We start from the raw sequence: 24,787 nt of genomic DNA, 5'->3' as shown, positions 1-24,787 counted from the left end.
GCTGCACTGTAGAAACCCCGCCAGAAACAAAACAGGCTCAGGAATCTTAGATTTGTGCGGATCAGATTGACGGGCTGACTGCGGCGTTCTGCCGCGCCCTGATATGGTTTTTATCGCTTCAGGTGAATCTGTAACGTGCTGCGCTGCTTCGTCATAGTGCTCTGAAGAAAACTGTAGGAGTGAGCCTGCTCGCGATAGCGGAGTGTCAGTCAACATCTCAGTTGCCTGACACACCGCTATCGCGAGCAGGCTCACTCCTACAGGAATTGTGTGCGTCCTGATGAGGTGGCAGTGGCATGTATCAATACGATGATTACGACCGGGCGCTGGTGTTCGAGCGCGTTGCGCAATTCCGCGATCAGGTCGAGCGCTTCATGGCCGGGGAGTTGAGCGAAGAGGAGTTCCTGCCGCTGCGCCTGCAAAACGGCCTGTACATGCAAAAGCACGCCTACATGCTGCGTGTGGCGATTCCCTACGGCACCTTGAGCGCCGAGCAGATGCGCACGTTGGCCAGCATCGCCAGCGACTACGATCGCGGTTATGGCCACTTCACCACGCGGCAGAACATGCAGTTCAACTGGATCGAATTGGCCGAGGTGCCGGACATCCTCGAACGCTTGGCGCAGGTCAACATGCATGCGATCCAGACCTCCGGCAACTGCGTGCGCAACATCACCACCGAGGCCTTCGCCGGGGTGGCGGCAGATGAACTGATCGACCCGCGCCCACTGGCCGAAATCCTGCGGCAGTGGTCGACGATCAACCCGGAATTCCTCTTTTTGCCGCGCAAATTCAAGATCGCCATCTGCTCGGCCAAACAGGATCGCGCGGCGATCATGATGCACGACATCGGCCTGTACCTTTACCCCGGACGCGACGGGCAGATGCTCCTGCGAGTGATCGTCGGCGGAGGTCTGGGGCGCACGCCGATTCTTGGTTTGCAAATCCGTGAGGGCTTGCCGTGGCAGCATTTGCTGTCCTACGTTGAAGCGGTTTTGCGCGTGTACAACCGCCACGGTCGGCGCGACAACAAGTACAAGGCGCGGATCAAGATTCTGGTCAAGGCGTTGGGCATCGAGGCGTTTGCCAAGGAAGTCGAAGAGGAGTGGCAACACCTCAAGGACGGCCCGGCGCAGTTGACCGAGGCCGAATATCAGAGGGTCGCCAGCGCGTTCGTGCCGCCGGTTTATCACACCCTGGCCGACACCGATCTTGACTTCGGCACGCGCCTGGCGGAGAGCCCGGCGTTCGCCCGCTGGGTCGCGCGCAACGTGCAACCGCACAAGGTGCCGGGCTACACCAGTGTGGTGCTGTCGACCAAACCGGGTATGGCTTCGCCACCGGGGGATGTCACCGCTGTGCAGATGCTGGCGGTGGCCGACTGGTCGCAATGTTTCGGATTTGGCGAGATTCGTATCGCCCATGAGCAGAACATCGTCCTGCCCGACGTGGCGAAAACCGACCTTTACGCGCTGTGGCAACTGGCGTGCAAACACGATCTGGGCAGCGCCAACGTCGGCCTGCTGACCGACATCATTGCCTGCCCCGGCGGCGATTTCTGTGCCTTGGCCAACGCCAAATCGATCCCGATCGCCCAGGCGATTCAGGCGCGTTTCGATAATCTCGATTACCTGCACGATCTGGGCGATATCAGCCTGAACATCTCCGGCTGCATGAACGCCTGCGGCCACCACCACATCGGCAATATCGGCATCCTCGGCGTCGATAAGAACGGCAGCGAGTGGTATCAGATCACCCTCGGTGGCGCCCAAGGTAAAAACAGCGCGTTGGGCAAAGTTATCGGCCCGTCGTTCAGCGCCGCTGAGGTACCGCAGGTGATCGAGCGGATCATCGGCACCTTCGTGCGCTATCGCGAGCACGAGGAATTGTTTGTCGACACCGTGGCGCGGATCGGCCTGGAGCCGTTCAAGGAGCGGGTCTATCCGAAGACGCTGGAGGCCGCGGTATGAATAATTTGTTGCGGCTGGAGCTGGGTGTCGCGCGGATTGTGACGGACGATCCGTGGACGCTGGTGCGCGAGCCATCGACGCCAAGGCCTGATGGTTTGTTGATGCTCCCGCTGACGCATTGGCTGGAATCGCCGTCGACTCATGCGGTGTGGCTCGGCCCGGACGATGAGGTTGAAAGCCTGGTGCCGTGGTTGGCCTCGTTGCCACTGATCGCGCTGGACTTCCCGAGTTTTCGCGACGGCCGCGCTTACAGCCAGGCGTATCTGCTGCGTAGCCGGTTCGGCTGGGCAGGGGAGTTGCGCGCGATTGGCGATGTATTGCGCGATCAGCTCAGCCATATGCGCCAGTGCGGGTTCGACAGTTTCGCGGTGCGCGAGGACAAGTCTGCCGAGGATGCGCTGAAGGGGTTGGCCGGCATGAGCGTGTTGTATGGGCGTTCGGTGATCGAGCCACGTCCGCTGTTCCGTCGGCGCTGACGCTTGAAAAGATCGCAGCCTGCGGCAGCTCCTACAGTTGACCTCATGTAGGAGCTGCCGCAGGTTCGGGCCGCGTTCGGACGATCTTTTGATCTTCGATGTACACCGGGGAAACCCCTAGAAACCTGATGAATCGGGCATTTCTCCTTGGGTCAGTGGTGGCCTTTTGGTAGAGTCGCCGTCGCCAGCGGGTTTTCGGCTGGACGATGGAACCGAAGAAGGGAGTCTGATCAGTGAGTCCGGGCAAAAAAATCCTCGGCCTCACAGCGTTGCTTTTGATGGTGACGCTGTGGGCCAGTTACTTTTATGTATTCAAGGAAAACCGCGACGGCCAGCTCGGCGGCGTCGGCGAAAGCACCGCATGGTGTGGCACACCACCGACTACGGAAGCAGCGCTGCTGGGCAAGGATCAGTTGACCTTGCGCGTCACCAACAACCTGCGCGGCGAGTTCATGCTCAGTGGTTCGCTGGTGGTTTCGGAGCGCACCTTCAACCGCTATGACCTCGCTCGCAACGAATTGCGTCTGCGTCTGGAACCGTTGCAGTGGTCCTTCGGCGTCACGCCGATCTTCCTTGAGCAGGTCAAGGTGCAGCCGCTGAGCCGCAACCTGTCGGCCACCAACAAAAGCGCCTATGCCGAACTTGAACCGCGCCCGATCGGTGTGCAGGGTCAGGTCACCGAATTTCCTTTCGACACCTATCGCTACGGCTACAAACCGGTGCTTTATTACCTCAAGGGCAGCGAACGCATTGATCTGCGCTTCAAGAACATCACCACGCTGATGGAGATGTCCAACACCTTCACGCCGATCCAGAAGTACAACCGCGTCGACTACATCAACGAGAAAACCTCGATGATTCGTGACGAGGATTACAAGGCTTACGGGCCGCACGAATGCGCGTTCAGCGTCGAGCGCAAGGGTTCGTTCAAGGCTGTCGTGCTGTTGCTGCTGTTGGTGTTGTGCCTGCCGTTGTTGCTGGTGTTTTACCGTAATGAACCGGGGATCGACTTCCTCGCCACGCTGTTGGGCGCGGCGATCGTACGGGTGCTGCTGATCGGGCCGGTGCAGGATTTCCAGCTGTACAACATCGACTTCCTGTTGGGCGCGGCGATTTTGCTGGTGGGCACGGTGTCGTTGATCAAGGCCATGCACATCAACAGCCGGCGGGAGATGGCGTTGCGTAGTGGTGAGACTTCATCCTGGTAATCGGGTGAATCCTTAAAAGCCCCTCACCCTAACCCTCTCCCGGAGGGAGAGGGGACTGACCGAGGTGTCTGGCGTCCTGCACCGACGTGAAAGACCGAGTCGATTATGGATTCAAAGCCAATCAGTCTCCTCTATCTACCTCTGGAAGAGGGGACTGACCGAGTTGGCTGTCGTCCTGCACCGACGTGAAAGGCCGAGTCGATTATGGATTCAAAGCCAATCAGTCTCCTCTATCTACCTCTGAAAGAGGGGACTGACCGAGTTGGCTGTCGTCCTGCACCGACGTGAAAGACCGAGTCGATTATGGATTCAAAGCCAATCGCTCAAGTCGGCGGAACTCTCGAATCTCCCCCAATCGGTCCCCTCTCCCTCTGGGAGAGGGCTAGGGTGAGGGAAGGCAATTTCCAGCCGGTCACTTAAGCGCCGGATCGCCCATGTTCATCTTCTTCCAGCCCTGCAACAGCATCTGCAGCGTTCTGGCTCAGATTGCTCCAATGCAGCGGATTCTTGAAGTTCACAAATGGCCAAGAGCTCGATGCAGCGTTGCCGGATGCTCGACGTCTTTCAAATGACGCTTGTGATCCGCCGCGCAGCGTTGCGTGAATATTGTGCTTTGCAATCGCAATTACTGAGGTTTTAGCTATACCTGTAACTCCCCCGGGCGAAGTTTTCGGCCTTCTGACAGGAGTTACAGCATGAAGCTAGCAGTGATGATGGGCACACTGTGTTTTGCCACCCTCGCAGTGGTAGGTTGTTCCAGCAAAACCGTCGACCCGAAAGAGTACTCCGGCTTCCTCAAGGACTACAGCCAGCTCAAAGAGGCCAAATCGCCGTCCGGTGCCGAGGTCATGCGCTGGATCGATCCGAAGGTCGACGTCAGGAAATTCACCAGCGTTTATATCGAGCCAACCCAGCTCTACCCGAAACCGCAACCGACCGCGAAGATCTCCCAGCAAACCCTCAATGGCATCACTGCCTACTACGATCAGGCGCTCAAGCGTGAAATCGGCAAAGACTTGCCGTTGGCCACCGGCCCAGGCCCTGGCGTGATTGTGGTGCGTGCGGCAATCACCGCCGTGAGCAGTTCCACCGAAGGACTGCACGCTTACGAGGTGATTCCGATTGCGTTGGTTGCCGCTGCGGTCAGCACCGCCAGCGGTATTCGCGATCAGGAAACTACGTTGGCCACCGAAGCGGTGTTCCTCGATGGCGCGAATAACAAGGTCGTCGCGCAAGTGGTGCGCAAAGGCACCGGCAAGCCACTGGAAAATGATTCGCAGGCAATGAGCACTAACGACGTCAAACCCGTCATTGATGGCTGGGCCTCAGACCTGCGTCAGTCGTATCTGAAGCTCAAGAAAGCCAAGTAAGCGCACCAGGCCGGATTGTCCGCGAGGACCGTCCGGCCTGTGCACACCCTCAGAAATTGGCGCGTGCCTGGCGGTTGTAGTGGCTGAGCAGGGCGTCGTAGCCACGGGTGACAGCGTAGTAATCGTCGCTCAAGCGTTGCGGTTCGGCGTGGTTCTGCCAGTCCTTGTGCAGGGTGTTCAGCGCGTCGAGATAGTGCTGCGCAGGCTCACGGATGTGGCGCCACAGCTCGCGCGCATCATCGTCTTTGTTACGAAAACCAGGCTCACGCGGGCCGATGAAAGGCCCACCGCGATTCCACGCCTGTTGCAGATCAGCGGTGGTTTCGGCCACGGCTTGTGGGGTCAGAGTACGGTGCTTCATCCCGTCTTCCAGCCGCTCCAAGGTCTCCCGGGCCTGAATCATGTACGCCAGCAGCGACCAGTGGATCTCCTTGCCTACGCGTTCCTCAAGGAGCTTGAGCTGTTCGGGTCGCTGCGCGATGTCCAGTGGCAGCAGTTCATCCCTCAAGGCAGTCGATGCGCTGATATAGGCATTGCTGGCGGTCTGAATTTGCGCAAGCAGCTGCGGTGTCTGGTTGAACGGGACGACAAAGAAGCTCGCACTTTTATCGAGTCGAGTCGGTGGCGAAATCACCGATGCCCACTTCAGTGCTTGCGCGTAGTCACGGACTTTCTGCGACAGCGCTGGCTGGTAGGCCAGCAGCTCGAGCTTTTCGTTGATATCCCGCAGGCAGGTATCTTCCTGGATGTCACGCACAGTGAATGCATCACTGTTATCGAAATCCTGAGGCTCGGAAATATACTTTCCGAACGCATCAGCGGTTGGCCGCTGATGTTGGTTTTTGTCGTAGGCGTTACGCCAGTGCACATCGACGCGGTTGACGCAGGCGATGATCGGGCTCAACGCGTTGGCCTGCGCGGTCACGGGGGATTCGCGCTGATCAAGCCACAGGTCGAGCTTCAGGAACGGTCGGGTCGCGCTCGCCAACCCCATCACCACCAGCACCACCACAACGCCGCTGACAAACATGAATCTTGAGGTCATGGTCGTGCCTCCGCCGGATACCACTGTTCACGGGTGGCCGGAGCGCCGCAATCGAAAGAACTCGCCGGCAACCGGCTACACAAACGCTCGGCCCAGGGTTGCAGGCCTTGATTGCGATTGACCGTGCCTTGGCTGGCGGCCACTTTGAACACGCCCAGCACCAGCACCAGGGCGACAACCCCAAGTAGCGTCAGGCCGATTTTCGCCGGCAGGTTGGTCTTTTCCCAGGACGTGTGTGGCTTGACCTGACGGCGACGGATCAAACCCACGCTGGCAAGCGTGGCCGCATAGACGACGCCAGCAATGGGGCCGAAAAACCAAGTGAGCCCGGCCACCATCAATGCACAGGGAATCAGATCGCGCAGTACGCCGAACGGCGCAGCGTCCTTGGCGAACCCCGGCCACAACCGTGCGCTGAGGCGGTCATCCAGCTGCCAATGGGTGTGCGCCAGTTCGTGCGTCAGCCAGTTGATGCCCGCAGCGATCACGCCAAACACGATCGTTGAGGTCATGACGATATTGATCAGCCCGGTGACGCGCAGCCCCAGCGGGATGAAATGAGTAAACGCACCGATCAGACAGGCCAGCACCACGGCAACGTAGGTCGGCCATTCGCCGCGTTTCAGTTCCCAGTCGCGCCAGAAGAACGCGGTGCCACCGGGCAACTCAGCGCAGACTTTCGGATGATTGGCGTACAGCGCCGAACTCAAATGTCGGCAATGCTCCCAATCTTTCTCACGCAGGCGCCGGGCCAGCGCCCGACGCTGGCTGAACGGGCCGCTACCGAGCAACAGGCGCGCGGCGCGGTGTTCGGCAGTGGCGGGCGGCTCTTGCGCGAGTTGACGCTGTTGCGCGATAAAAATCGGTGCCTCATGGCGCGCGGTCAGACGCTTCCATTCATCTTTCGGGCATCGGTTGGAAGGGCCGGAATGCCAGCCCTGGCCCGCACAAACCTGCTCGAAAACAGCGCAGGACCAGTATTCGCTGTCCAGCAGCAATCGACTGAGGAACAGGTTGAACCAAAGTCGGTGTACTTCAGCGTCGAGCCACAGGTATTGGCCGCACTGTGCGTAGGCCTGCAAAAAGGTCGCACTGTCCTCACGTTCGAGGGCATCCCGCAGCGGTCGAGTAATGCGTTCGCGCTGCTGATCGAGCAAATGTTCGATGGATTCCTCGTCCAGTTCCAGGCGCTGCCAGGCACTGAACCAGTGATAAGTCTGCACCGCCCAATCGACCATCAGCGCCGATGTATCCGGGTTCTCGATGCAGTGCTGCAGCAGGGTCTCTTCGAGGATATGCGCGCAACCCTGCTCAACGGCGAGGGCATGGCGCTGTTGCAACTGCGCAAGGCTGGTGCCGTGCAGCGAGCGAGTTGCCTGTTGCAAGGCATCGACTTCGACCACGGTCAGGCCGGTCAAGTCCCAAGTGTCGTCCTGCGCTTCGTTGTCTTCGTTGGCCTGCGCCCATTCCTTGTAATTCAAGGCTTGCTCGTAGGCGTCACGCAGGCGCTGGAAGCCCTCGGCGTCTTCGTCCGGACGGGTCTGTTTGAGCAGGGCAGCGTATTGGCGTTTGATACTGCGCGTATCGGCGTCGGCCGTGAGGCCAAGGACGGTCCAGCAACTCATTGCGTGTACAACTCCATGAAAACCTGCGACGCGGTCCAGTGATGGCACTTTGATTTTGCGCACCCTACCTGTTTCGCGTCGAAAAGTCCTCAGCCGTGGTTTATTTGCCGACGAACCAGCGGAAATACGGGTTGCCGCCATCGCCGCGCATCACCCGCCAACTGACCCTGCAAGGGGACGGCGCAGTGGCGACAGGAGCTGTCGAGTGATACGGGGCTGCGATCTTTTGATCGTGTTTTTTAAATGCAAAATCAAAAGATCGTCCGATCGCGGCCCGAGCCTTCGGCAGCTCCTACCTGTGCGTATTTCAATTCGGGATGTTTAAGGTTGTTTTGAATTTGCGGAACGTTCCCACAAGGTTTTCAGGTTGTCCGTCGGACGTCGGGTCTCTAGCCTGTGTTCGTCGCTGCCAAATCAGCGACCGGGACTGGAAACCCCGACGGGTATTAGTGGCGCGTACACGCTTTTCATAACGTATCCTTGCGCACTTCGAATGTGTGCACTCCGTTATGGCGGCTGTGCGCGGGAGACCTTCGGGTCGACCGGGTCGCCGCTGCCCGGGTTTCCAACCTGCGTACAGCTGCCACCTCTTCGTCCGGAAACCGAATGGGGCAGCTCTAACTTTCCAGTGGAGTTACACCATGAAAAAACCAACACCCAATCCCCCAGAATCAGACGCCGACAGCACATCCCCCTACGCTTCAGTCGACAGTAAAAAACTCCACGAAGCCGCCGACCGCGCCCTCGACTACTACCTCAATCCCGCCGCAGGCATCATGTCCAGCGTCAACGAGCCGGAACCCATGTACCTCGCCAATCCCAGGTACAACACCGAATCCCTGCTCGCCAACGCCAGCGAAACCCTCGGCTCGGCCAGCGAGATGCTGATCAACTTTGCCGCCTCGCTGGAAACCTCGCAGCGCAAGACTGCACTGGGTATCGCACAGGTTGTCATGTTGGGAGAACTGGCGGTGAATCAAGCCTTGGATCACGTCGAACTCAAGAACTGATCTCTCTTGAATGATCGTTCCCACGCGCAGCAAAGGAATGCAGCCCATGACGCTCTGCGTCAAATTCGCGAACTGGAACGCGGAGCGTCCCTTGAGGCATTCCCACCCAGAGCGTGGGAATGATCAAGATCCGCTCTACGCCCGAGTGATCGATTCTGTAGCTGTCGAATGAAATGAGGCTGTGATCTTTTGACTTTGCTTTTTGAGATCAAAAGATCGCAGCCTTCGGCAGCTCCTACATGGGGATATCCGGTTCAGCTGTTTTTCTTGGCCTGTTCGCGAACGCGTTCTTCTTGGGCACGCGCTTCGGGGGTGAATTCGGCGCCGAAGTCTTCGGCAGAAAATATCTGGCGGATTTCAATATCAGAATCGCCTGACATTGGGTTAGGGCAGCGCTTGACCCATTCGATGGCTTCTTCTTTTGATTTCACTTCCCAGATCCAGTAACCCGCTACCAGTTCTTTGGTCTCGATGAACGGCCCGTCGGTGACCGTGCGTTTGTCCCCGGAGAAATGCACGCGAGCGCCTTTGCTGCTCGGGTGCAGGCCATCGCAATCGATCAGGATGCCGGCCTTGACCAGTTCTTCGTTGAAGTTGCCCATGGCGGTGATCAGTTCTTCGCTGGGCATGATGCCGGCTTCCGAATCGGCGCTGGCTTTTACAAGGATCATGAATCGCATGGCGGGTACTCCGTGGATTGTGGGGATTCGTTGTTTAGTCGAACGGGCCAGCGGTGAATCGACAAGGTCTCAGGTAAAAGTGCGGAGAATTTTTCACACCGCAGATCCATTGTAGGAGTGAGCCTGCTCGCGATAGCGGTGTGTCAGTCAACATTTGCGTATATGAAAGACCGCTATCGCGAGCAGGCTCACTCCTACAGGGGAGCGGCGGTGGTTTTGTATACAATTTTTTGCGCAGGCACCTAACAATTTCAGTCAGGGCATAGGTCGTCGGACAATTTCGTGGTTAACTTCGGCCTCTTGCATGCTTTCCAATCAAAACATCAGAAGGACTCAAGTCATGGCTCAAGTCACCCTTAAAGGCAATCCGGTTCAAGTCAACGGCCAGTTGCCACAAGCCGGTTCCAAGGCGCCAGCCTTTTCTCTGGTTGCCGGCAATCTGTCCGACGTCACCCTGAAAGACTTCGCCGGCAAGCGCAAAGTGCTGAACATCTTCCCAAGCGTCGACACCCCGACCTGCGCCACCTCGGTGCGCAAGTTCAACGCTCAGGCCAACGAAGTAGCAAACACCGTAGTGCTGTGCATCTCCGCTGACCTGCCGTTCGCTCAAGCGCGTTTCTGCGGCGCCGAAGGTCTGGAAAACGTACAGAACCTGTCGACCCTGCGCGGTGCCGAGTTCATCGAGAACTACGGTGTGGCCATTGCTGACGGCCCGCTGAAAGGCCTGACCGCTCGCGCCGTTGTGGTTCTGGACGAAAACGACAACGTCCTGCACAGCGAATTGGTCAAGGAAATCGCCGAAGAGCCTAACTACGAAGCGGCGCTGTCCGTTCTCAAGTAAGCGCTTTTACAATTGTTAACGGCCTGGCCCTGTCCAGGCCGTTTTCATTTGTGTATCAGTGTTTTGCCTCACACCTTGAAACGTAAGGTGTAAGTAAATTGCCGGTAAAGCTGCTTTGCTAATTCCCCATCAGTGCTTATCGTTCAGCCTCCCGTAAAAGAAGCCCACGCGCCCAATGGTTAATGACTCCATGCAATCGTCCCCTCGTAACTCCCGTCGCTGGCTGATCAGCCTGCTTGTCTTGTTGGTGATCGCCGTCCTGTGCTGGAAATTCTGGCCCGCCGGTTCAGCCCACAAAGAGGGCGCTGACAAGGCGGCAGCCGGGCACACCGGGCGTTCGGGGATGATGCGGCCGGGCTTCGGTGGCGGCACCGGGCCGATTCCGGTGCGCGTGGCGCCGGCAGTCACGGGCGACTTCCCGCTGTATTACAAGGCACTGGGCACGGTGACCGCGCTCAACACCATCAACGTGCGCAGCCGGGTGGGCGGCGAGTTGGTCAAGATCAACTTCGAAGAGGGCCAGATGGTCAAGGCTGGTGACCTGCTGGCCGAGATCGACCCGCGCCCGTACCAGAACGCCTTGCTACAGGCTGAAGGCACGTTGCTGCAGAATCAGGCACAACTGAAAAACGCCCAGGTCGACGTCGAGCGTTATCGCGGTCTGTACAAAGAGGACAGCATCGCCAAACAGACGCTGGACACCGCCGAAGCACTGGTCGGCCAGTATCTGGGCACGGTCAAGACCAACCAGGCCGCAGTCAACGACGCCAAGCTCAATCTCGAATTCACCAAAATCCGCGCGCCGATTGCCGGTCGCGTCGGTCTGCGTCAGGTCGACGTCGGCAACCTCGTCACCGCCAACGACACCACGTTCCTCGCGGTGATCACCCAGACGCAACCGATCAGCGTCGCTTTCACCTTGCCGGAAAACAGCCTCGAAACCGTACTCGCGCGTTATCGCAGCGGCGCCAAGCTGCCGGCTGAAGCGTGGGATCGCGGCGACACCAAACTGCAAGCCACCGGGGTGCTGCAAAGTCTCGACAACCAGATCGACGTCGCCACCGGCACCCTGAAGTTCAAGGCCCGCTACGACAACCGCGATCAGGCGCTGTTCCCCAACCAGTTCGTCAACGTGCACTTGCTGGCTGACACGCTGAAAGGCGTGGTCCTGGCACCGTCGGCGGCCATCCAGTTTGGTACCAACGGTACCTTCGTTTATGCGCTGGACGGCGACAAGAAAGTCACCATTCGCCAACTGAAGATCGGCGCCAGCGACGGCGAAAACACCGTCATCACTGAAGGCCTGACTGCCGGCGATCGTGTGGTACTGGAAGGCACCGACCGCCTCAAGGAAGGCAGTGAAGTGGAAGTGGTCAACGACAGCAACCAAGTGCCGACCACGCCGACCGAACACCTGCAAGGCAAATCTGCCGCCACACCGACTGACGCTGCTGTCACCGATAAGGCCAAGAAGGGCGCATGAACATTTCGCGGCTGTTCATCCTCCGACCGGTAGCCACCACCCTGAGCATGCTGGCCATCGTCCTGGCCGGCCTGATCGCGTACCGCTTACTGCCGGTTTCTGCGCTGCCACAGGTCGACTACCCGACTATCCGCGTCATGACCTTGTATCCCGGCGCCAGCCCGGATGTGATGACCAGTGCCGTGACCGCACCGCTCGAGCGCCAGTTCGGGCAGATGCCGGGCCTGACGCAAATGGCCTCGACCAGCTCCGGCGGTGCGTCGGTGCTGACGTTGCGTTTCAGCCTCGACATCAACATGGACGTCGCCGAACAGCAGGTGCAGGCCGCGATCAACGCCGCGACCAATCTGCTGCCAACCGATTTGCCCGCGCCACCGGTGTACAACAAGGTCAACCCGGCGGACACCCCGGTACTGACCCTGGCGATCACCTCGAAAACCATGTTGCTGCCCAAGCTCAATGACCTGGTCGATACACGCATGGCGCAGAAAATCGCCCAGATCAGCGGCGTCGGCATGGTCAGCATTGCCGGCGGTCAGCGTCAGGCGGTGCGAATCAAGGTCAACCCGGAAGCGTTGGCGGCCAACAGCCTGAACCTGTCGGACGTGCGCACCCTGATCGGCGCCTCCAACGTCAACCAGCCGAAAGGCAACTTCGACGGCCCGACCCGGGTGTCGATGCTCGATGCCAACGACCAACTGACCTCGCCCGAGGACTACGCCAACCTGATCCTCGCCTACAAGAACGGCGCGCCATTGCGGCTCAAGGACGTGGCGGAAATCGTCGATGGCGCCGAGAACGAGCGCCTCGCTGCGTGGGCCAACCAGAATCAGGCGGTATTGCTGAACATCCAGCGTCAGCCGGGTGCCAACGTCATCGAGGTGGTCGACCGCATCAAGGCGTTGCTGCCGAGCATCACCGACAACCTGCCGGCCGGCCTCGAAGTGACGGTGCTGACGGATCGCACTCAAACCATCCGCGCCTCGGTCACTGACGTGCAACACGAACTGCTGATCGCCATCGCTCTGGTGGTGATGGTGACATTCCTGTTCCTGCGCCGCGCCAGTGCGACGATCATTCCCTCAGTGGCGGTGCCGCTGTCGCTGATCGGCACCTTCGGCGTGATGTACCTCGCCGGTTTCTCGGTCAACAACCTGACCCTGATGGCGCTGACCATTGCCACCGGTTTTGTGGTCGACGACGCGATCGTCATGCTGGAAAACATTTCGCGCTTCATCGAAGAGGGCGACAGCCCGATGCAGGCCGCGCTCAAGGGTGCCAAACAGATCGGCTTCACCCTGATTTCCCTGACGCTGTCGCTGATTGCAGTACTGATCCCGCTGCTGTTCATGGCCGATGTGGTCGGGCGCCTGTTCCGCGAATTCGCCATCACCCTGGCGGTGGCGATCCTGATTTCGCTGGTAGTCTCACTGACCCTGACGCCGATGATGTGCGCGCGTCTGCTCAAGCGTGAGCCGGAAGAACATGAGCAAGGCCGTTTTTACCGGGCCAGTGGTGCGGTGATTGACTGGATGATTGCCGAATACGGTCGGATGCTGCGCTGGGTGCTCAAGCACCAGCCACTGACCTTGCTGGTGGCAATCGCTACGCTCGGGTTGACCGTATTTCTTTACATGGTCGTGCCGAAGGGCTTCTTCCCGGTGCAGGACACCGGGGTGATTCAGGGCATTTCCGAAGCACCACAGTCGATTTCCTTTGCGGCCATGGGCGAGCGCCAACAGGAACTGGCGAAAATCATTCTCGAAGATCCGGCGGTGCAGAGCCTGTCGTCCTACATCGGTGTCGACGGCGACAACGCCACGCTCAACAGCGGGCGCTTGCTGATCAACCTCAAGCCCCATGGAGATCGTGATCTGAGCGCCACTGAGGTGATCGCGCGCCTGCAACCGCAATTGGACAAACTGGTCGGCATTCGCCTGTTCATGCAGCCGGTGCAGGACCTGACCATCGAAGACCGCGTCAGCCGTACGCAATACCAGTTCAGCATGTCCTCGCCGGACTCCGACCTGCTCAGCCAGTGGAGCGGGCGTCTGGTCGAAGCGCTGGCGCAGCGTCCGGAACTGACCGACGTTGCCAGTGATTTGCAGGACAAGGGCTTGCAGGTGTATCTGGTGATCGACCGCGATGCGGCATCCCGCCTTGGCGTCTCGGTGGCGAACATCACCGATGCGCTGTACGACGCCTTTGGTCAGCGGCAGATCTCGACCATTTACACCCAGGCCAGCCAGTACCGCGTGGTGCTGCAAGCCCAGGCCGGAGAGAAGATCGGCCCGCAGGCGCTGGACCAGATTCACGTCAAAACCACCGATGGCGCACAGGTACGCCTGTCGAGTCTGGCGCATATCGAGGAGCGTCAGGCGCAACTGGCGATCACTCATATCGGCCAGTTCCCGGCAGTGATGATGTCGTTCAACCTGGCACCCGGTGTAGCGCTGGGACATGCGGTCGACATTATCGAGCAGGTGCAGAAGGACATCGGTATGCCGGTCGGCGTGCAGACCCAGTTCCAGGGTGCGGCCGAAGCTTTCCAGGCGTCGCTGTCGAGCACCTTGCTGCTGATTCTGGCGGCGGTGGTGACCATGTACATCGTGCTCGGCGTGTTGTACGAAAGTTACATTCATCCGATCACTATTCTGTCGACCTTGCCGTCTGCGGCAGTCGGTGCCTTGCTGGCGCTGCTGCTCAGCGGCAATGACCTGGGCATGATCGCGATCATTGGCATCATTTTGCTGATCGGTATCGTGAAAAAGAACGCGATCATGATGATCGACTTCGCCCTCGATGCTGAACGCACCCAAGGCATGGCGCCGGAGCAGGCGATCTATCAGGCCGCGCTACTGCGCTTCCGGCCAATCCTCATGACCACGCTGGCGGCGCTGTTTGGTGCGGTGCCGTTGATGCTGGCCACCGGTTCCGGGGCTGAACTGCGTCAACCGCTGGGTCTGGTGATGGTCGGCGGTCTGCTGGTGAGTCAGGTGCTGACGCTGTTCACCACGCCGGTGATCTACCTGTATTTCGACCGCCTCGGGCGACGCTTTGGCAAGACCAATGCTGACACTGAAGAGGTGTCGGTATGACTGTCCATACACATAACCCCTGTAGGAGTGAGCCTGCTCGCGATGAGGCCGGCACATTCAATATCAGTGAAGGCAGACACACCGCTATCGCGAGCAGGCTCACTCCTACAGGGGATGGGTGTGACGTTGGGGATCGTGGTCAATGAACCTCTCCGGTCCTTTCATCAAACGTCCGGTGGCGACGATGCTGCTGAGCCTGGCGATCATGCTGCTCGGCGGTGTCAGCTTCGGTCTGCTGCCGGTGGCGCCGCTGCCGCAAATGGATTTCCCGGTGATCGTCGTACAGGCAAGCCTGCCCGGCGCCAGTCCGGAGGTCATGGCGTCCACCGTGGCCACGCCGCTGGAGCGCTCATTCGGCGCGATTGCCGGCGTCAATACCATGAGCAGCCGCTCCAGTCAGGGTTCGACCCGGGTCATTCTGCAATTTGACCTCGATCGCGACATCAACGGCGCCGCGCGGGAAGTGCAGGCGGCGATCAACGCCTCGCGCAACCTGTTGCCGAGCGGTATGCGCAGCATGCCGACCTACAAAAAGGTCAACCCGTCGCAGGCACCGATCATGGTGCTGTCGCTGACCTCCGATGTACTGGAGAAAGGTCAGCTCTACGACTTGGCCTCGACCATTCTGTCCCAGAGCCTGTCGCAAGTGCAGGGCGTCGGTGAAGTGCAGATCGGCGGCAGTTCGCTGCCGGCGGTGCGCGTCGAACTCGAACCGCAGGCGCTGAACCAGTACGGCGTGGCGCTCGACGATGTGCGCAAGACTATCGCCGATGCCAACGTGCGCCGGCCAAAAGGTTCGGTCGAGGACGGTCAGCGTCTATGGCAGATCCAGGCCAACGACCAGCTGGAAAAAGCCAAGGATTACGAATCACTGATCATCCACTACGCCGACGGCGCCGCGCTGCGCCTCAAGGACGTGGCCAAGGTCAGTGACGGCGTCGAAGATCGCTACAACAGCGGCTTCTTCAACGATGACGCGGCCGTGCTGCTGGTGATCAACCGCCAGGCCGGCGCCAACATCATCGAGACGGTCAACGAGATCAAGGCGCAATTACCGGCCCTGCAAGCCGTCCTGCCCGCCAGCGTGAAATTGAACCTGGCCATGGACCGCTCGCCGGTGATCAAGGCCACTTTGCATGAAGCCGAGATGACCCTGCTGATTGCGGTGGCGCTGGTGATTCTGGTGGTGTTCCTGTTCCTCGGTAACTTCCGCGCCTCGCTGATTCCGACATTGGCGGTACCGGTGTCGCTGGTCGGCACCTTTGCGGTGATGTACCTCTACGGCTTCTCGCTGAACAACCTGTCGCTGATGGCGCTGATTCTGGCCACCGGACTGGTGGTGGACGATGCCATTGTGGTGCTGGAGAACATTTCCCGGCACATCGACGAAGGCGTCAAACCGATGCAGGCCGCGTACCTCGGGGCCAAGGAAGTCGGTTTCACCTTGCTGTCGATGAACGTCTCGCTGGTGGCGGTATTTCTCTCGATTCTGTTCATGGGCGGGATTGTCGAAAGCCTGTTTCGCGAGTTCTCCATCACCTTGGCGGCGGCTATTGTGGTGTCGCTGGTGGTCTCGCTGACGCTGACACCGATGCTCTGCGCCCGTTGGCTCAAACCGCACACACCGGGGCAGGAAAACCGTCTGCAACGCTGGAGCCGCCGCACCAACGACTGGATGGTCGGCAAATACGCCACCAGCCTCGACTGGGTGTTGCGCCATCGTCGTCTGACCTTGCTCAGTCTGCTGATCACCGTTGGCGTCAACGTCGCGCTGTACGTGGTGGTGCCGAAAACCTTCATGCCGCAGCAGGACACCGGCCAGTTGATCGGTTTCGTGCGCGGTGACGACGGTCTGTCGTTCAGCGTGATGCAGCCGAAAATGGAAATCTTTCGCCGTGCCGTGCTCAAGGACGAGGCGGTAGAGAGTGTCGCCGGATTCATCGGTGGCTCCAACGGCACCAATAACGCTTTCATGCTGGTACGTCTGAAGCCGATCAAGGAGCGCCAGCTCAATGCACAGAAAGTCATCGAGCGCCTGCGCAAGGAAATGCCCAAGGTCCCCGGTGCACAATTGATGCTGATGGCCGATCAGGATCTGCAGTTTGGCGGCGGCCGCGAACAGACTACCTCGCAGTACAGCTACATCCTGCAAAGTGGCGATCTGGGCGAGTTACGCAAGTGGTATCCAAAAGTGGTTGCCGCGTTAAGGGCATTGCCTGAGCTGACCGCGATCGACGCGCGCGAAGGCAAGGGTGCCCAGCAAGTGACGTTGATCGTCGACCGCGATCAGGCCAAGCGCCTGGGGATCGACATGGACATGGTTACCTCAGTGTTGAACAACGCCTACAGCCAGCGGCAGATTTCGACGATCTATGACAGCCTCAACCAGTATCAGGTGGTGATGGAGGTCAATCCGAAATACGCCCAGGACCCGGTGACGCTCAAGCAGGTGCAGGTGATCACCGCTGACGGTGCGCGGGTGCCGCTGTCGACGATCGCTCATTATGAGAGCAGCCTGGAAGATGACCGCGTCAGCCACGAAGGCCAATTCGCCTCGGAAGACATTTCCTTCGACATGGCCGAAGGCGTGACGGTGGAGCAGGGCAGTGCCGCGATCGAGCGGGCGATTGCCAAGTTGGGTCTGCCGGAAGATGTCATCGCGAAAATGGCCGGTACCGCCGACGCTTTTGCCGCGACGCAGAAGAGCCAGCCGTTCATGATTCTCGGCGCGCTGCTGGCGGTGTATCTGGTGTTGGGCGTGCTGTATGAAAGCTACATCCATCCGCTGACGATCCTGTCGACCCTGCCGTCGGCCGGTGTCGGTGCGTTGCTGTCGATCTATGCGCTGGGCGGCGAGTTCAGTCTGATCTCGTTGCTCGGGTTGTTCCTGCTGATTGGCGTGGTGAAGAAAAACGCCATTCTGATGATCGACCTCGCGCTGCAACTGGAACGGCATCAGGGCCTGTCGCCGCTGGAGTCGATTCGCAGTGCCTGTCTGCAACGCTTGCGGCCGATTCTGATGACCACCCTGGCGGCGATTCTCGGCGCCTTGCCGTTGCTGCTCAGCCGGGCCGAAGGTGCGGAAATGCGCCAGCCGCTGGGTTTGACCATCATCGGCGGACTGATTTTCAGCCAGGTGCTGACGCTTTACACCACCCCTGTGGTTTACCTCTATCTCGACAAGCTGCGCCATCGTTTCAACAAATGGCGTGGCGTGCGCACTGACGCCGCTCTGGAAACTCCGCTATGACTGACCGTTCGCTTATCAATCTGGCTACTGTACGAGGCTCGCGTCTGCTGAGCCTGTCGCTGTGCGTGGCGATGCTCAGTGCCTGCGCTGTCGGCCCGGACTACCAGCGCCCGCAAACCGTGGAAATCGCCCAGTACAAGGAGGCCGAAGGCTGGACTCAGGCCAACCCGAGTGATTCGTTGGCCCGGGGTGCGTGGTGGGAGTTGTACGGCGATCAGCAGCTCAACGGCTTGATCGAAAAACTCAACAATTCCAACCAGACCGTCGCGCAGTCGGAAGCCCAGTACCGGCAAGCGCAGGCTTTGGTGCGCAGCGCGCGCGGGGCGTTTTACCCGAGTGTCGATCTGAGCCTGGGTAAAACCCGCTCAAGCCAAGGCACCGGCAGCAGCAGTTCGAGTCTGAGCAGTTCCTCCAGCGGTATCCGCGACACCTACAATGCTGAGCTGGGCGTCAGTTGGGAAGCAGACGTGTGGGGCAAGCTGCGCCGTGGACTGGAAGCCGATGAGGCCAGCGCCCAGGCCAGTTTTGCTGATTTGGCCGCCATGCGCCTGAGCCAGCAGTCGGAACTGGTGCAGAACTACCTGCAACTGCGCGTGATCGACCAGCAAAAACGTCTGCTCGAAGCCACGGTTGCCGCTTACGAACGCTCGCTGAAAATGACCCAGAACCAATACCGCGCGGGCGTTTCCGGGCGCGATGCGGTAGCACAGGCGCAGACGCAACTGAAAAGCACCCAGGCCGATCTGGTTGACCTGATCTGGCAGCGTGCGCAGTTCGAAAATGCGATTGCCGTGCTGACCGGTCAAGCGCCGGCGGATTTCAACATTGCTGAAGTGCAGACCATTCCGAAGTTGCCGCAGGTGCCATTGAGCTTGCCCTCGCAGTTGCTGGAACGGCGCCCGGACATCGCCTCGGCAGAGCGCTCGGTGATCGCCGCCAACGCCAACATCGGCGTGGCCAAAGCCGCGTACTACCCGGATCTGAGCTTGAGCCTGAGCGGCGGTTACAGCAGCAGTACCTCGCAGAACCTGATCAGCCTGCCGAACCGTTTCTGGTCGGTCGGGCCGAAACTGGCGTTGCCGCTGTTTGACGGTGGCATTCGTTCGGCAGAGGTCGACCGCACCGAGGCGGTATATGACCAGACCGTGGCCAAGTACCGCCAGACCGTGCTCGACGGTTTCCGCGAGGTGGAAAACTACCTGGTGCAGCTCAAGGTCTACGAGGATGAAGCGGCGGTGCGCCAGGAAGCCCTCGATGCCGCCCGCGACTCCCTGCGCCTGACCGAAAACCAGTACAAGGCCGGGTTGATTGCTTACATCGATGTGGTGGTGGTGCAGGCCACGGCGCTGAGCAACGAGCGCAGCGTGCTGAACATTCTGCAAAGCCGTTTGATCGCCAGTGTTCAACTCATCGCAGCGCTGGGCGGTGGTTGGGACGGACAACTGGATGTCAGCGATAACACCCGCTGAAGGTTGGCTTCACTGATCGTTCCCACGCTCCGCGTGGGAATGCAGCCCGGGACGCTCCGCGTCCCATCCAGAGCCGAACGCAGAGCGTCCGCTGAGGCATTCCCACGCAGAGCGTGGGAACGATCGGGTAAAGCCGTGAGCGCCGCGCCAGAGCCTCGTCTGCCGATCAAACGAGCGTTTCATCGGCTTGATGGCCATTTGCTTACTTTGTCAGTGCGTTCTTCTGTGCAATCAGTACAATCGCCGCATTTGCCCGACCGAGAATGGACGCAATCCGCGTTGGGTGGCCACGAGAATTCCCATGCTCATCGGTAGTTATTCCTCCACCCTGGTTTTCATTTCGTTGTGCGTGGCGATTCTCGCTTCCTACACCGCGCTCGATCTCACCGGTCGCATTGCCACGGCCAAGGGCCGAGCTGTTCATTTCTGGACGGCCGGAGGTGCGTTTGCCATGGGCATCGGCGTCTGGTCGATGCACTTCATTGGCATGCTCGCCTTCAAGCTGCCGATCGATCTCGGCTACGACATCACCCTGACCGCGCTGTCACTGCTGATCGCGGTCTTGTCCTGCGGGTTTGCCTTGTGGTTGGTCAGCCAGCCGAAGCTGCCGATTCTGCAACTGGCGTTCGGCGCTCTGATCATGGGGGCCGGGATCAGTGCCATGCATTACACCGGCATGGCGGCGATGCGCATGACACCGGGGATCGACTACGATCCGACGCTGTTTGGCGCCTCGCTGCTCATCGCTGTCGGCGCGTCGGCGGCGGCGCTGTGGATCGCCTTTCGCCTGCGTCAGCATTCGCCGTACGTGCGGCTGATTCGTGGCGGCGCAGCAATCATCATGGGCATCGCCATTGTCGGCATGCATTACACCGGCATGGCCGCCGCGCAATTCCCTGATGGCAGTTTCTGTGGCGCCACCGTCAATGGCTTGAAGGGCAACGGCCTCGACAGTCTGGTGTTGATCACCACGTTGGCAGTGCTGTCGATTGCCTTGCTGACCTCGATTCTCGACGCCCGCCTCGAAGCGCGCACCGCTGATCTGGCGCACTCATTGACCGTGGCCAACCGCGAACTCACCCAACTGGCCCTGCACGATACCCTGACCGGCCTGCCGAACCGCATGTTGCTCGACGACCGGATCAATCAGGCGATGAAAAAGGTTCATGAGCAGGGCGGCTGTTTTGCCTTGATGTTCATCGATCTGGACGGCTTCAAACCGGTTAACGATGCGTTTGGTCATCACATGGGCGATCAGTTGCTGCGTGAAGTGGGGTTGCGTCTGCGTGAAGACTTGCGCGGCCCGGACACACTGGCGCGTATTGGTGGCGATGAATTCGTGTTGCTGGTGCGTCTGACCGAACCCAATGACGCGCTGGGGCTGGCGGCACGTCAGGTCGGTCTGATTGCGCAATCGTTCCGTGTCGCCGAGCATGACTTGCAGATCTCCGCCAGCGTCGGCATTGCCCTGTATCCGGGCAATGGCCAGAACGCGCAGGAGTTGCTGATGAACGCCGACGCGGCGATGTACCACGCCAAGGGCGGCGGCAAAAACGGTTACAGCTTCTTCGATGCATCGATGAACAACAACGCGCGCAAGCAATTGCAGTTGTTGCAAGATCTGCGCGCGGCGCTGGAACACAGCCAGTTCAGTCTGTATTACCAGCCGAAGTTCGACGCCGCCAATGGCCGTCCGGTCGGTGCTGAAGCGTTGCTGCGCTGGCAACACCCGATTCACGGTATGCTGATGCCGGACAAGTTCATCGAACTGGCAGAGAAATCCGGGCTGATCATTCCGATCGGTGAATGGGTGCTCAATGAAGCCTGCCGGCAGATGCGCGAATGGTACGTGCTCGGTTACACCGATTGGCGCATTGCGGTGAACCTGTCAGCCCTGCAGTTCTGCCACACCGGGCTGGTGCGCAGCGTGGCCAAGGCGTTGGCTACGCACCACTTGCCGGCCAACAGCCTGACTCTGGAAATCACCGAAACCACGGCGATGAGCGATGCCGATGCGAGCATGACGGTATTGCAGGAGTTGTCGGACATGGGCGTCGATCTGTCGATCGATGACTTCGGCACCGGTTATTCCAGCTTGATGTACCTCAAGCGCTTGCCGGCCAACGAGTTGAAGATCGACCGTGGCTTTGTACGCGATCTGGAGCATGACAGCGACGATGCGGCGATTGTCTCCGCGATTGTCGCGCTGGGGCAGGCGCTGGGATTGCGGATTGTCGCCGAGGGTGTCGAAACCGGTGTGCAGCAGGAATTTCTGACGCAGTTGGGCTGTGATTCGTTGCAGGGCTATCTGTTGGGGCATCCGATGCCGGCGGACAAATTCATGCAGGATATTGCGCGGGGTGAGCAGTTAGCGGCGGTCTGATCGACTGCGTTATCGTTCTTCGCGAGCAGGCTCGCTCCTACATTTTGAATGCATACCCCTGTGGGAGCGACGGTGCGACGATTCGACCTGCTCGCGAAGGCGTCCGGCCCGACACAACAGACCTCATGCAAAACCCGCCAATGGCGGTTATTCTTCCCCCCGACTGTTACGTGTGCATTTGGGGGAAAGGCCAGCATGGATAAAGTCATTGTGATCACCGGTGGCGGGCGCGGGATTGGCGCCGCTACGGCGTTGTTGGCTGCCGAGCAAGGCTATCGGATCTGCATCAACTATCAGTCGGATGAACAAGCCGCGCAAAGCGTGCTGGAGCAAGTCCGCGCATTGGGCGCACAAGCCATCGCCGTGCGCGCCGACGTCAGCATCGAAGACGAAGTCATCGCGCTGTTCCATCGCGTCGACACCGAGTTGGGCCGCGTCACCGCCCTGGTGAACAATGCTGGCACCGTCGGGCAAAAGTCGCGGGTCGACGAAATGTCCGAATTTCGCATTCTCAAGATCATGAAAACCAATGTCCTGGCGCCAATTCTCTGCGCCAAGCACGCGATCCTGCGCATGTCGCCCAAGCACGGCGGGCAGGGCGGCAGCATCGTCAACGTGTCGTCGGTGGCCTCGCGTCTTGGCTCGCCAAACGAATACGTTGATTACGCCGCGTCCAAAGGTGCACTCGATACCTTCACCATTGGCTTGTCCAAGGAAGTGGCGGGTGAGGGGATTCGGGTCAACGCGGTGCGCCCGGGTTACATCTATACCGATTTCCATGCCTTGAGCGGTGATCCGGATCGGGTCAGCAAGCTGGAGTCGGCGATTCCGATGGCCCGTGGCGGCCGGCCGGATGAAGTGGCGGAGGCGATTGTCTGGTTGTTGTCGGACAAGGCGTCGTATGCGACCGGGACGTTTGTTGATTTGGGGGGCGGGCGTTAATTCAGCGGTGGCCGCTCTGGCCCTATCGCGAGCAGGCTCACTCCTACATTTGGAATGCGTTCCCCTGTAGGAGTGAGCCTGCTCGCGATAGCTTCTGACGGGGCAGCAATAATCTGTCAGAACGACCGCACAATCCGCCCCAACGTCTCCATCGCCTTCTCCGAGTCCTCAGTCCAAGGGCTGCCATAGTTCAGCCGAATGCAATTCCTGAAGCGCTGCGTCGGCGAGAAAATCGGCCCCGGGGCGATGCTGATGCCTTGCGCCAGTGCCATCTGAAACAACTTCAATGAATCCATCTGCGGCGGCAGTTCCAGCCACAAGAAGTAGCCACCGGCCGGTTGGCTGACCCGCGTCTGCGCCGGGAAGTAACGGGCAATCGCAGCGAGCATCGCGCTTTGCTGTTCTTCCAGTGCGTAGCGCAGTTTGCGCAGGTGCCGGTCGTAGCCGCCGTGTTGCAGATAATCGGCAATCGCTGCTTGCGCCGGCATCGAGGCGCACAGCGAGGTCATCAATTTCAGTCGTTCGATTTTCTGCGCATAACGCCCGGCGGCGACCCAGCCGATGCGGTAGCCGGGGGCCAGGCTTTTGGCGAACGAGCCGCAGTGCATCACCAGACCTTCGGTGTCGAAAGCCTTGGCCGGTTTCGGTGCCTGTTGGCCGTAATAGAGTTCGGCGTAGACATCGTCTTCAATCAGCGGCACTTGGTGGCGGCGCAGCAGTTCGACCAGTTCCTGTTTCTTCGCCTCGGGCATGGTCGCGCCCATCGGATTCTGGAAACTGGTCATGCACCAGCAGGCCTTGATCGGGTGACGTTCGAGGGTTTGCGCGAGGACGCCGAGGTCGATGCCGTCGCGCGGGTGCACGGGGATTTCCACGGCTTTGAGTTTCAGGCGTTCCAGTACTTGCAGGCTGGCGTAGAACGCCGGGGCTTCGATGGCCACCAGATCGCCCGGTTCGGTGACCGCTTGCAGGCACAGGTTCAGCGCTTCGAGGGCGCCGTTGGTGATCAGCAATTCTTCCATCGGCAGCATCAGGCCGCCGACCATGTAGCGCAGAGCGATTTGCCGGCGCAGTTGCGGATTGCCCGGCGACATGTCGGTGACGACCATGCGCGGGTCCATCTCGCGGGCGGCGCTGGCCAGCGAGCGCGACAGGCGTTGCAGCGGAAACAGGGTCGGGCTGGGGAATGCTGAGCCGAAGGGGATGGTGCTCGGATCTTTGATCGAATCGAGGACCGAGAACACCAGTTCGCTGACGTCGACTTCGGTCGAGTCGTTGACGTGGCTGCTGATCACCGGTTCTGAGAACGGGCTCGGCGCGTGGGTGTTGACGAAGTAGCCGGAGCGCGGCCGAGCACGGATCAGGCCACGGCGTTCGAGCAGGTAATAGGCCTGGAACACCGTGGACGGGCTGACGCCGTAGGTCTGGCTGGCGTAGCGCACCGAAGGCACGCGCTGGCCGGGGCCAAGGACGCCGGAGCGGATCAGTTCAGCGATGTCGTCGGCGAATTTTTCGTAGCGTTTCATCGAGGAGCCTTGGTGCTGGTTGATGATGAGGTGTGTCAGGAGAACTGCCCCTCACCCTAGCCCTCTCCCAGAGGGAGAGGGGACTGATTGGGGGATGCTTGCTAAATACACCGACCTGAAAGTGCTTCGCCGAATCCATAATCGACTCGACCTGATAGTGCTTTGCCGAATCCATAATCGACTCGGCCTGAAAGTGTTTTGCTGAATCCCAATCGACTCGGCCTGAAAGTGTTTTGCTGAATCCACAATCGACTCGGCCTGAAAGTGTTTTGGTGAATCCATAATCGACTCGGCCTGAAAGTGTTTTGCTGAATCCATAATCGACTCGGTCTGTCAGGTCGATGTATAGCGACAGACACCTCGGTCGGCCCCCTCTACCCCCGGGAGAGGGCTGGGGTGAGGGGAAAAGAT

General features: G+C 59.8%; 16 protein-coding genes. 12 read left to right on the top strand and 4 right to left on the bottom strand.

Going from position 1 to position 24,787, the window contains the following annotated elements; translation table 11 throughout:
• Window positions 1–296 precede the first annotated feature (296 nt).
• The 4 genes from VY732_RS15610 (at window position 297) to VY732_RS15595 (ending at window position 5,024) form a co-directional block, all read left to right on the top strand.
• Window positions 297–1,970, top strand: coding sequence for a nitrite/sulfite reductase (locus VY732_RS15610; RefSeq protein WP_331691152.1), 1,674 nt, complete (start codon window positions 297–299; stop codon window positions 1,968–1,970).
• Window positions 1,967–2,446 carry a DUF934 domain-containing protein gene (locus VY732_RS15605; protein WP_077572685.1) on the top strand — a complete coding sequence of 160 codons (480 nt, stop codon included), beginning with the start codon at window positions 1,967–1,969 and terminating at the stop codon, window positions 2,444–2,446. The genes VY732_RS15610 and VY732_RS15605 overlap by 4 nt, the downstream gene beginning before the upstream one ends.
• A 233-nt stretch (window positions 2,447–2,679) precedes the next feature.
• Window positions 2,680–3,654, top strand: a complete 975-nt coding sequence (locus VY732_RS15600) for a hypothetical protein (RefSeq protein WP_331691151.1) — start codon at window positions 2,680–2,682, stop codon at window positions 3,652–3,654.
• Between the two features lie 695 nt (window positions 3,655–4,349).
• Complete coding sequence (locus VY732_RS15595) at window positions 4,350–5,024, top strand: DUF3313 domain-containing protein (RefSeq protein ID WP_331691150.1); 675 nt, start codon at window positions 4,350–4,352, stop codon at window positions 5,022–5,024.
• A 49-nt stretch (window positions 5,025–5,073) separates the two neighbouring features.
• Here the strand turns inward: VY732_RS15595 and VY732_RS15590 are convergent, their stop codons facing one another.
• Both VY732_RS15590 and VY732_RS15585 read right to left on the bottom strand, forming a co-directional pair.
• Window positions 5,074–6,069 carry a DUF3829 domain-containing protein gene (locus tag VY732_RS15590; protein WP_331691149.1) on the bottom strand — a complete coding sequence of 332 codons (996 nt, stop codon included), beginning with the start codon at window positions 6,067–6,069 and terminating at the stop codon, window positions 5,074–5,076.
• The gene (locus VY732_RS15585; RefSeq protein WP_331691148.1) at window positions 6,066–7,694 is read right to left on the bottom strand and encodes a J domain-containing protein; all 1,629 of its coding nucleotides are present in this window, start codon (window positions 7,692–7,694) and stop codon (window positions 6,066–6,068) included. Before VY732_RS15585 ends, VY732_RS15590 begins: the two co-directional genes overlap by 4 nt.
• A gap of 641 nt (window positions 7,695–8,335) precedes the next feature.
• On the opposite strand from VY732_RS15585, the gene VY732_RS15580 reads away from it, so the two are divergent.
• The gene (locus tag VY732_RS15580) at window positions 8,336–8,704 is read left to right on the top strand and encodes a DUF6124 family protein (protein ID WP_077572690.1); all 369 of its coding nucleotides are present in this window, start codon (window positions 8,336–8,338) and stop codon (window positions 8,702–8,704) included.
• 254 nt (window positions 8,705–8,958) lie between these two features.
• On the opposite strand, the gene VY732_RS15575 is transcribed toward VY732_RS15580, so the two are convergent.
• Window positions 8,959–9,384: a YciI family protein gene (locus VY732_RS15575; RefSeq protein ID WP_331691147.1), complete on the bottom strand. Its 426-nt coding sequence runs from the start codon at window positions 9,382–9,384 to the stop codon at window positions 8,959–8,961.
• Window positions 9,385–9,724: 340 nt separating this feature from the next.
• Between VY732_RS15575 and tpx the strand changes: the two genes are divergently transcribed.
• The 7 genes from tpx to VY732_RS15540 all read left to right on the top strand — a co-directional run bounded on the left by tpx (window position 9,725) and on the right by VY732_RS15540 (window position 22,850).
• Window positions 9,725–10,225, top strand: coding sequence for a thiol peroxidase (gene tpx / locus VY732_RS15570; protein WP_016987527.1), 501 nt, complete (start codon window positions 9,725–9,727; stop codon window positions 10,223–10,225).
• Window positions 10,226–10,400: 175 nt separating this feature from the next.
• Complete coding sequence (locus VY732_RS15565; RefSeq protein ID WP_123593354.1) at window positions 10,401–11,708, top strand: MdtA/MuxA family multidrug efflux RND transporter periplasmic adaptor subunit; 1,308 nt, start codon at window positions 10,401–10,403, stop codon at window positions 11,706–11,708.
• A complete protein-coding gene (locus VY732_RS15560) occupies window positions 11,705–14,806 on the top strand; it encodes an MdtB/MuxB family multidrug efflux RND transporter permease subunit (protein WP_331691146.1) in 3,102 nt (1,033 codons plus the stop codon). The genes VY732_RS15565 and VY732_RS15560 overlap by 4 nt, the downstream gene beginning before the upstream one ends.
• 142 nt (window positions 14,807–14,948) lie before the next feature.
• On the top strand, window positions 14,949–18,056 hold the full coding sequence (locus VY732_RS15555) for an efflux RND transporter permease subunit (protein ID WP_331691145.1): 3,108 nt from the start codon (window positions 14,949–14,951) through the stop codon (window positions 18,054–18,056).
• A complete protein-coding gene (locus VY732_RS15550) occupies window positions 18,053–19,525 on the top strand; it encodes an efflux transporter outer membrane subunit (RefSeq protein ID WP_331691144.1) in 1,473 nt (490 codons plus the stop codon). Before VY732_RS15555 ends, VY732_RS15550 begins: the two co-directional genes overlap by 4 nt.
• Window positions 19,526–19,826: 301 nt before the next feature.
• Window positions 19,827–21,908, top strand: coding sequence for a putative bifunctional diguanylate cyclase/phosphodiesterase (locus tag VY732_RS15545; protein ID WP_331691143.1), 2,082 nt, complete (start codon window positions 19,827–19,829; stop codon window positions 21,906–21,908).
• Window positions 21,909–22,103: 195 nt separating this feature from the next.
• Window positions 22,104–22,850, top strand: coding sequence for an SDR family oxidoreductase (locus tag VY732_RS15540; RefSeq protein WP_038368973.1), 747 nt, complete (start codon window positions 22,104–22,106; stop codon window positions 22,848–22,850).
• Between the two features lie 116 nt (window positions 22,851–22,966).
• Here the strand turns inward: VY732_RS15540 and mapR are convergent, their stop codons facing one another.
• A complete protein-coding gene (mapR, locus tag VY732_RS15535; protein ID WP_034155962.1) occupies window positions 22,967–24,376 on the bottom strand; it encodes a GntR family transcriptional regulator MpaR in 1,410 nt (469 codons plus the stop codon).
• Window positions 24,377–24,787: the final 411 nt, after the last annotated feature.

Source organism: Pseudomonas sp. ZY71 (assembly GCF_036542145.1).
Taxonomy (GTDB): domain Bacteria; phylum Pseudomonadota; class Gammaproteobacteria; order Pseudomonadales; family Pseudomonadaceae; genus Aquipseudomonas; species Aquipseudomonas koreensis_A.
This window is presented reverse-complemented; position numbering and strand designations above follow the sequence as displayed.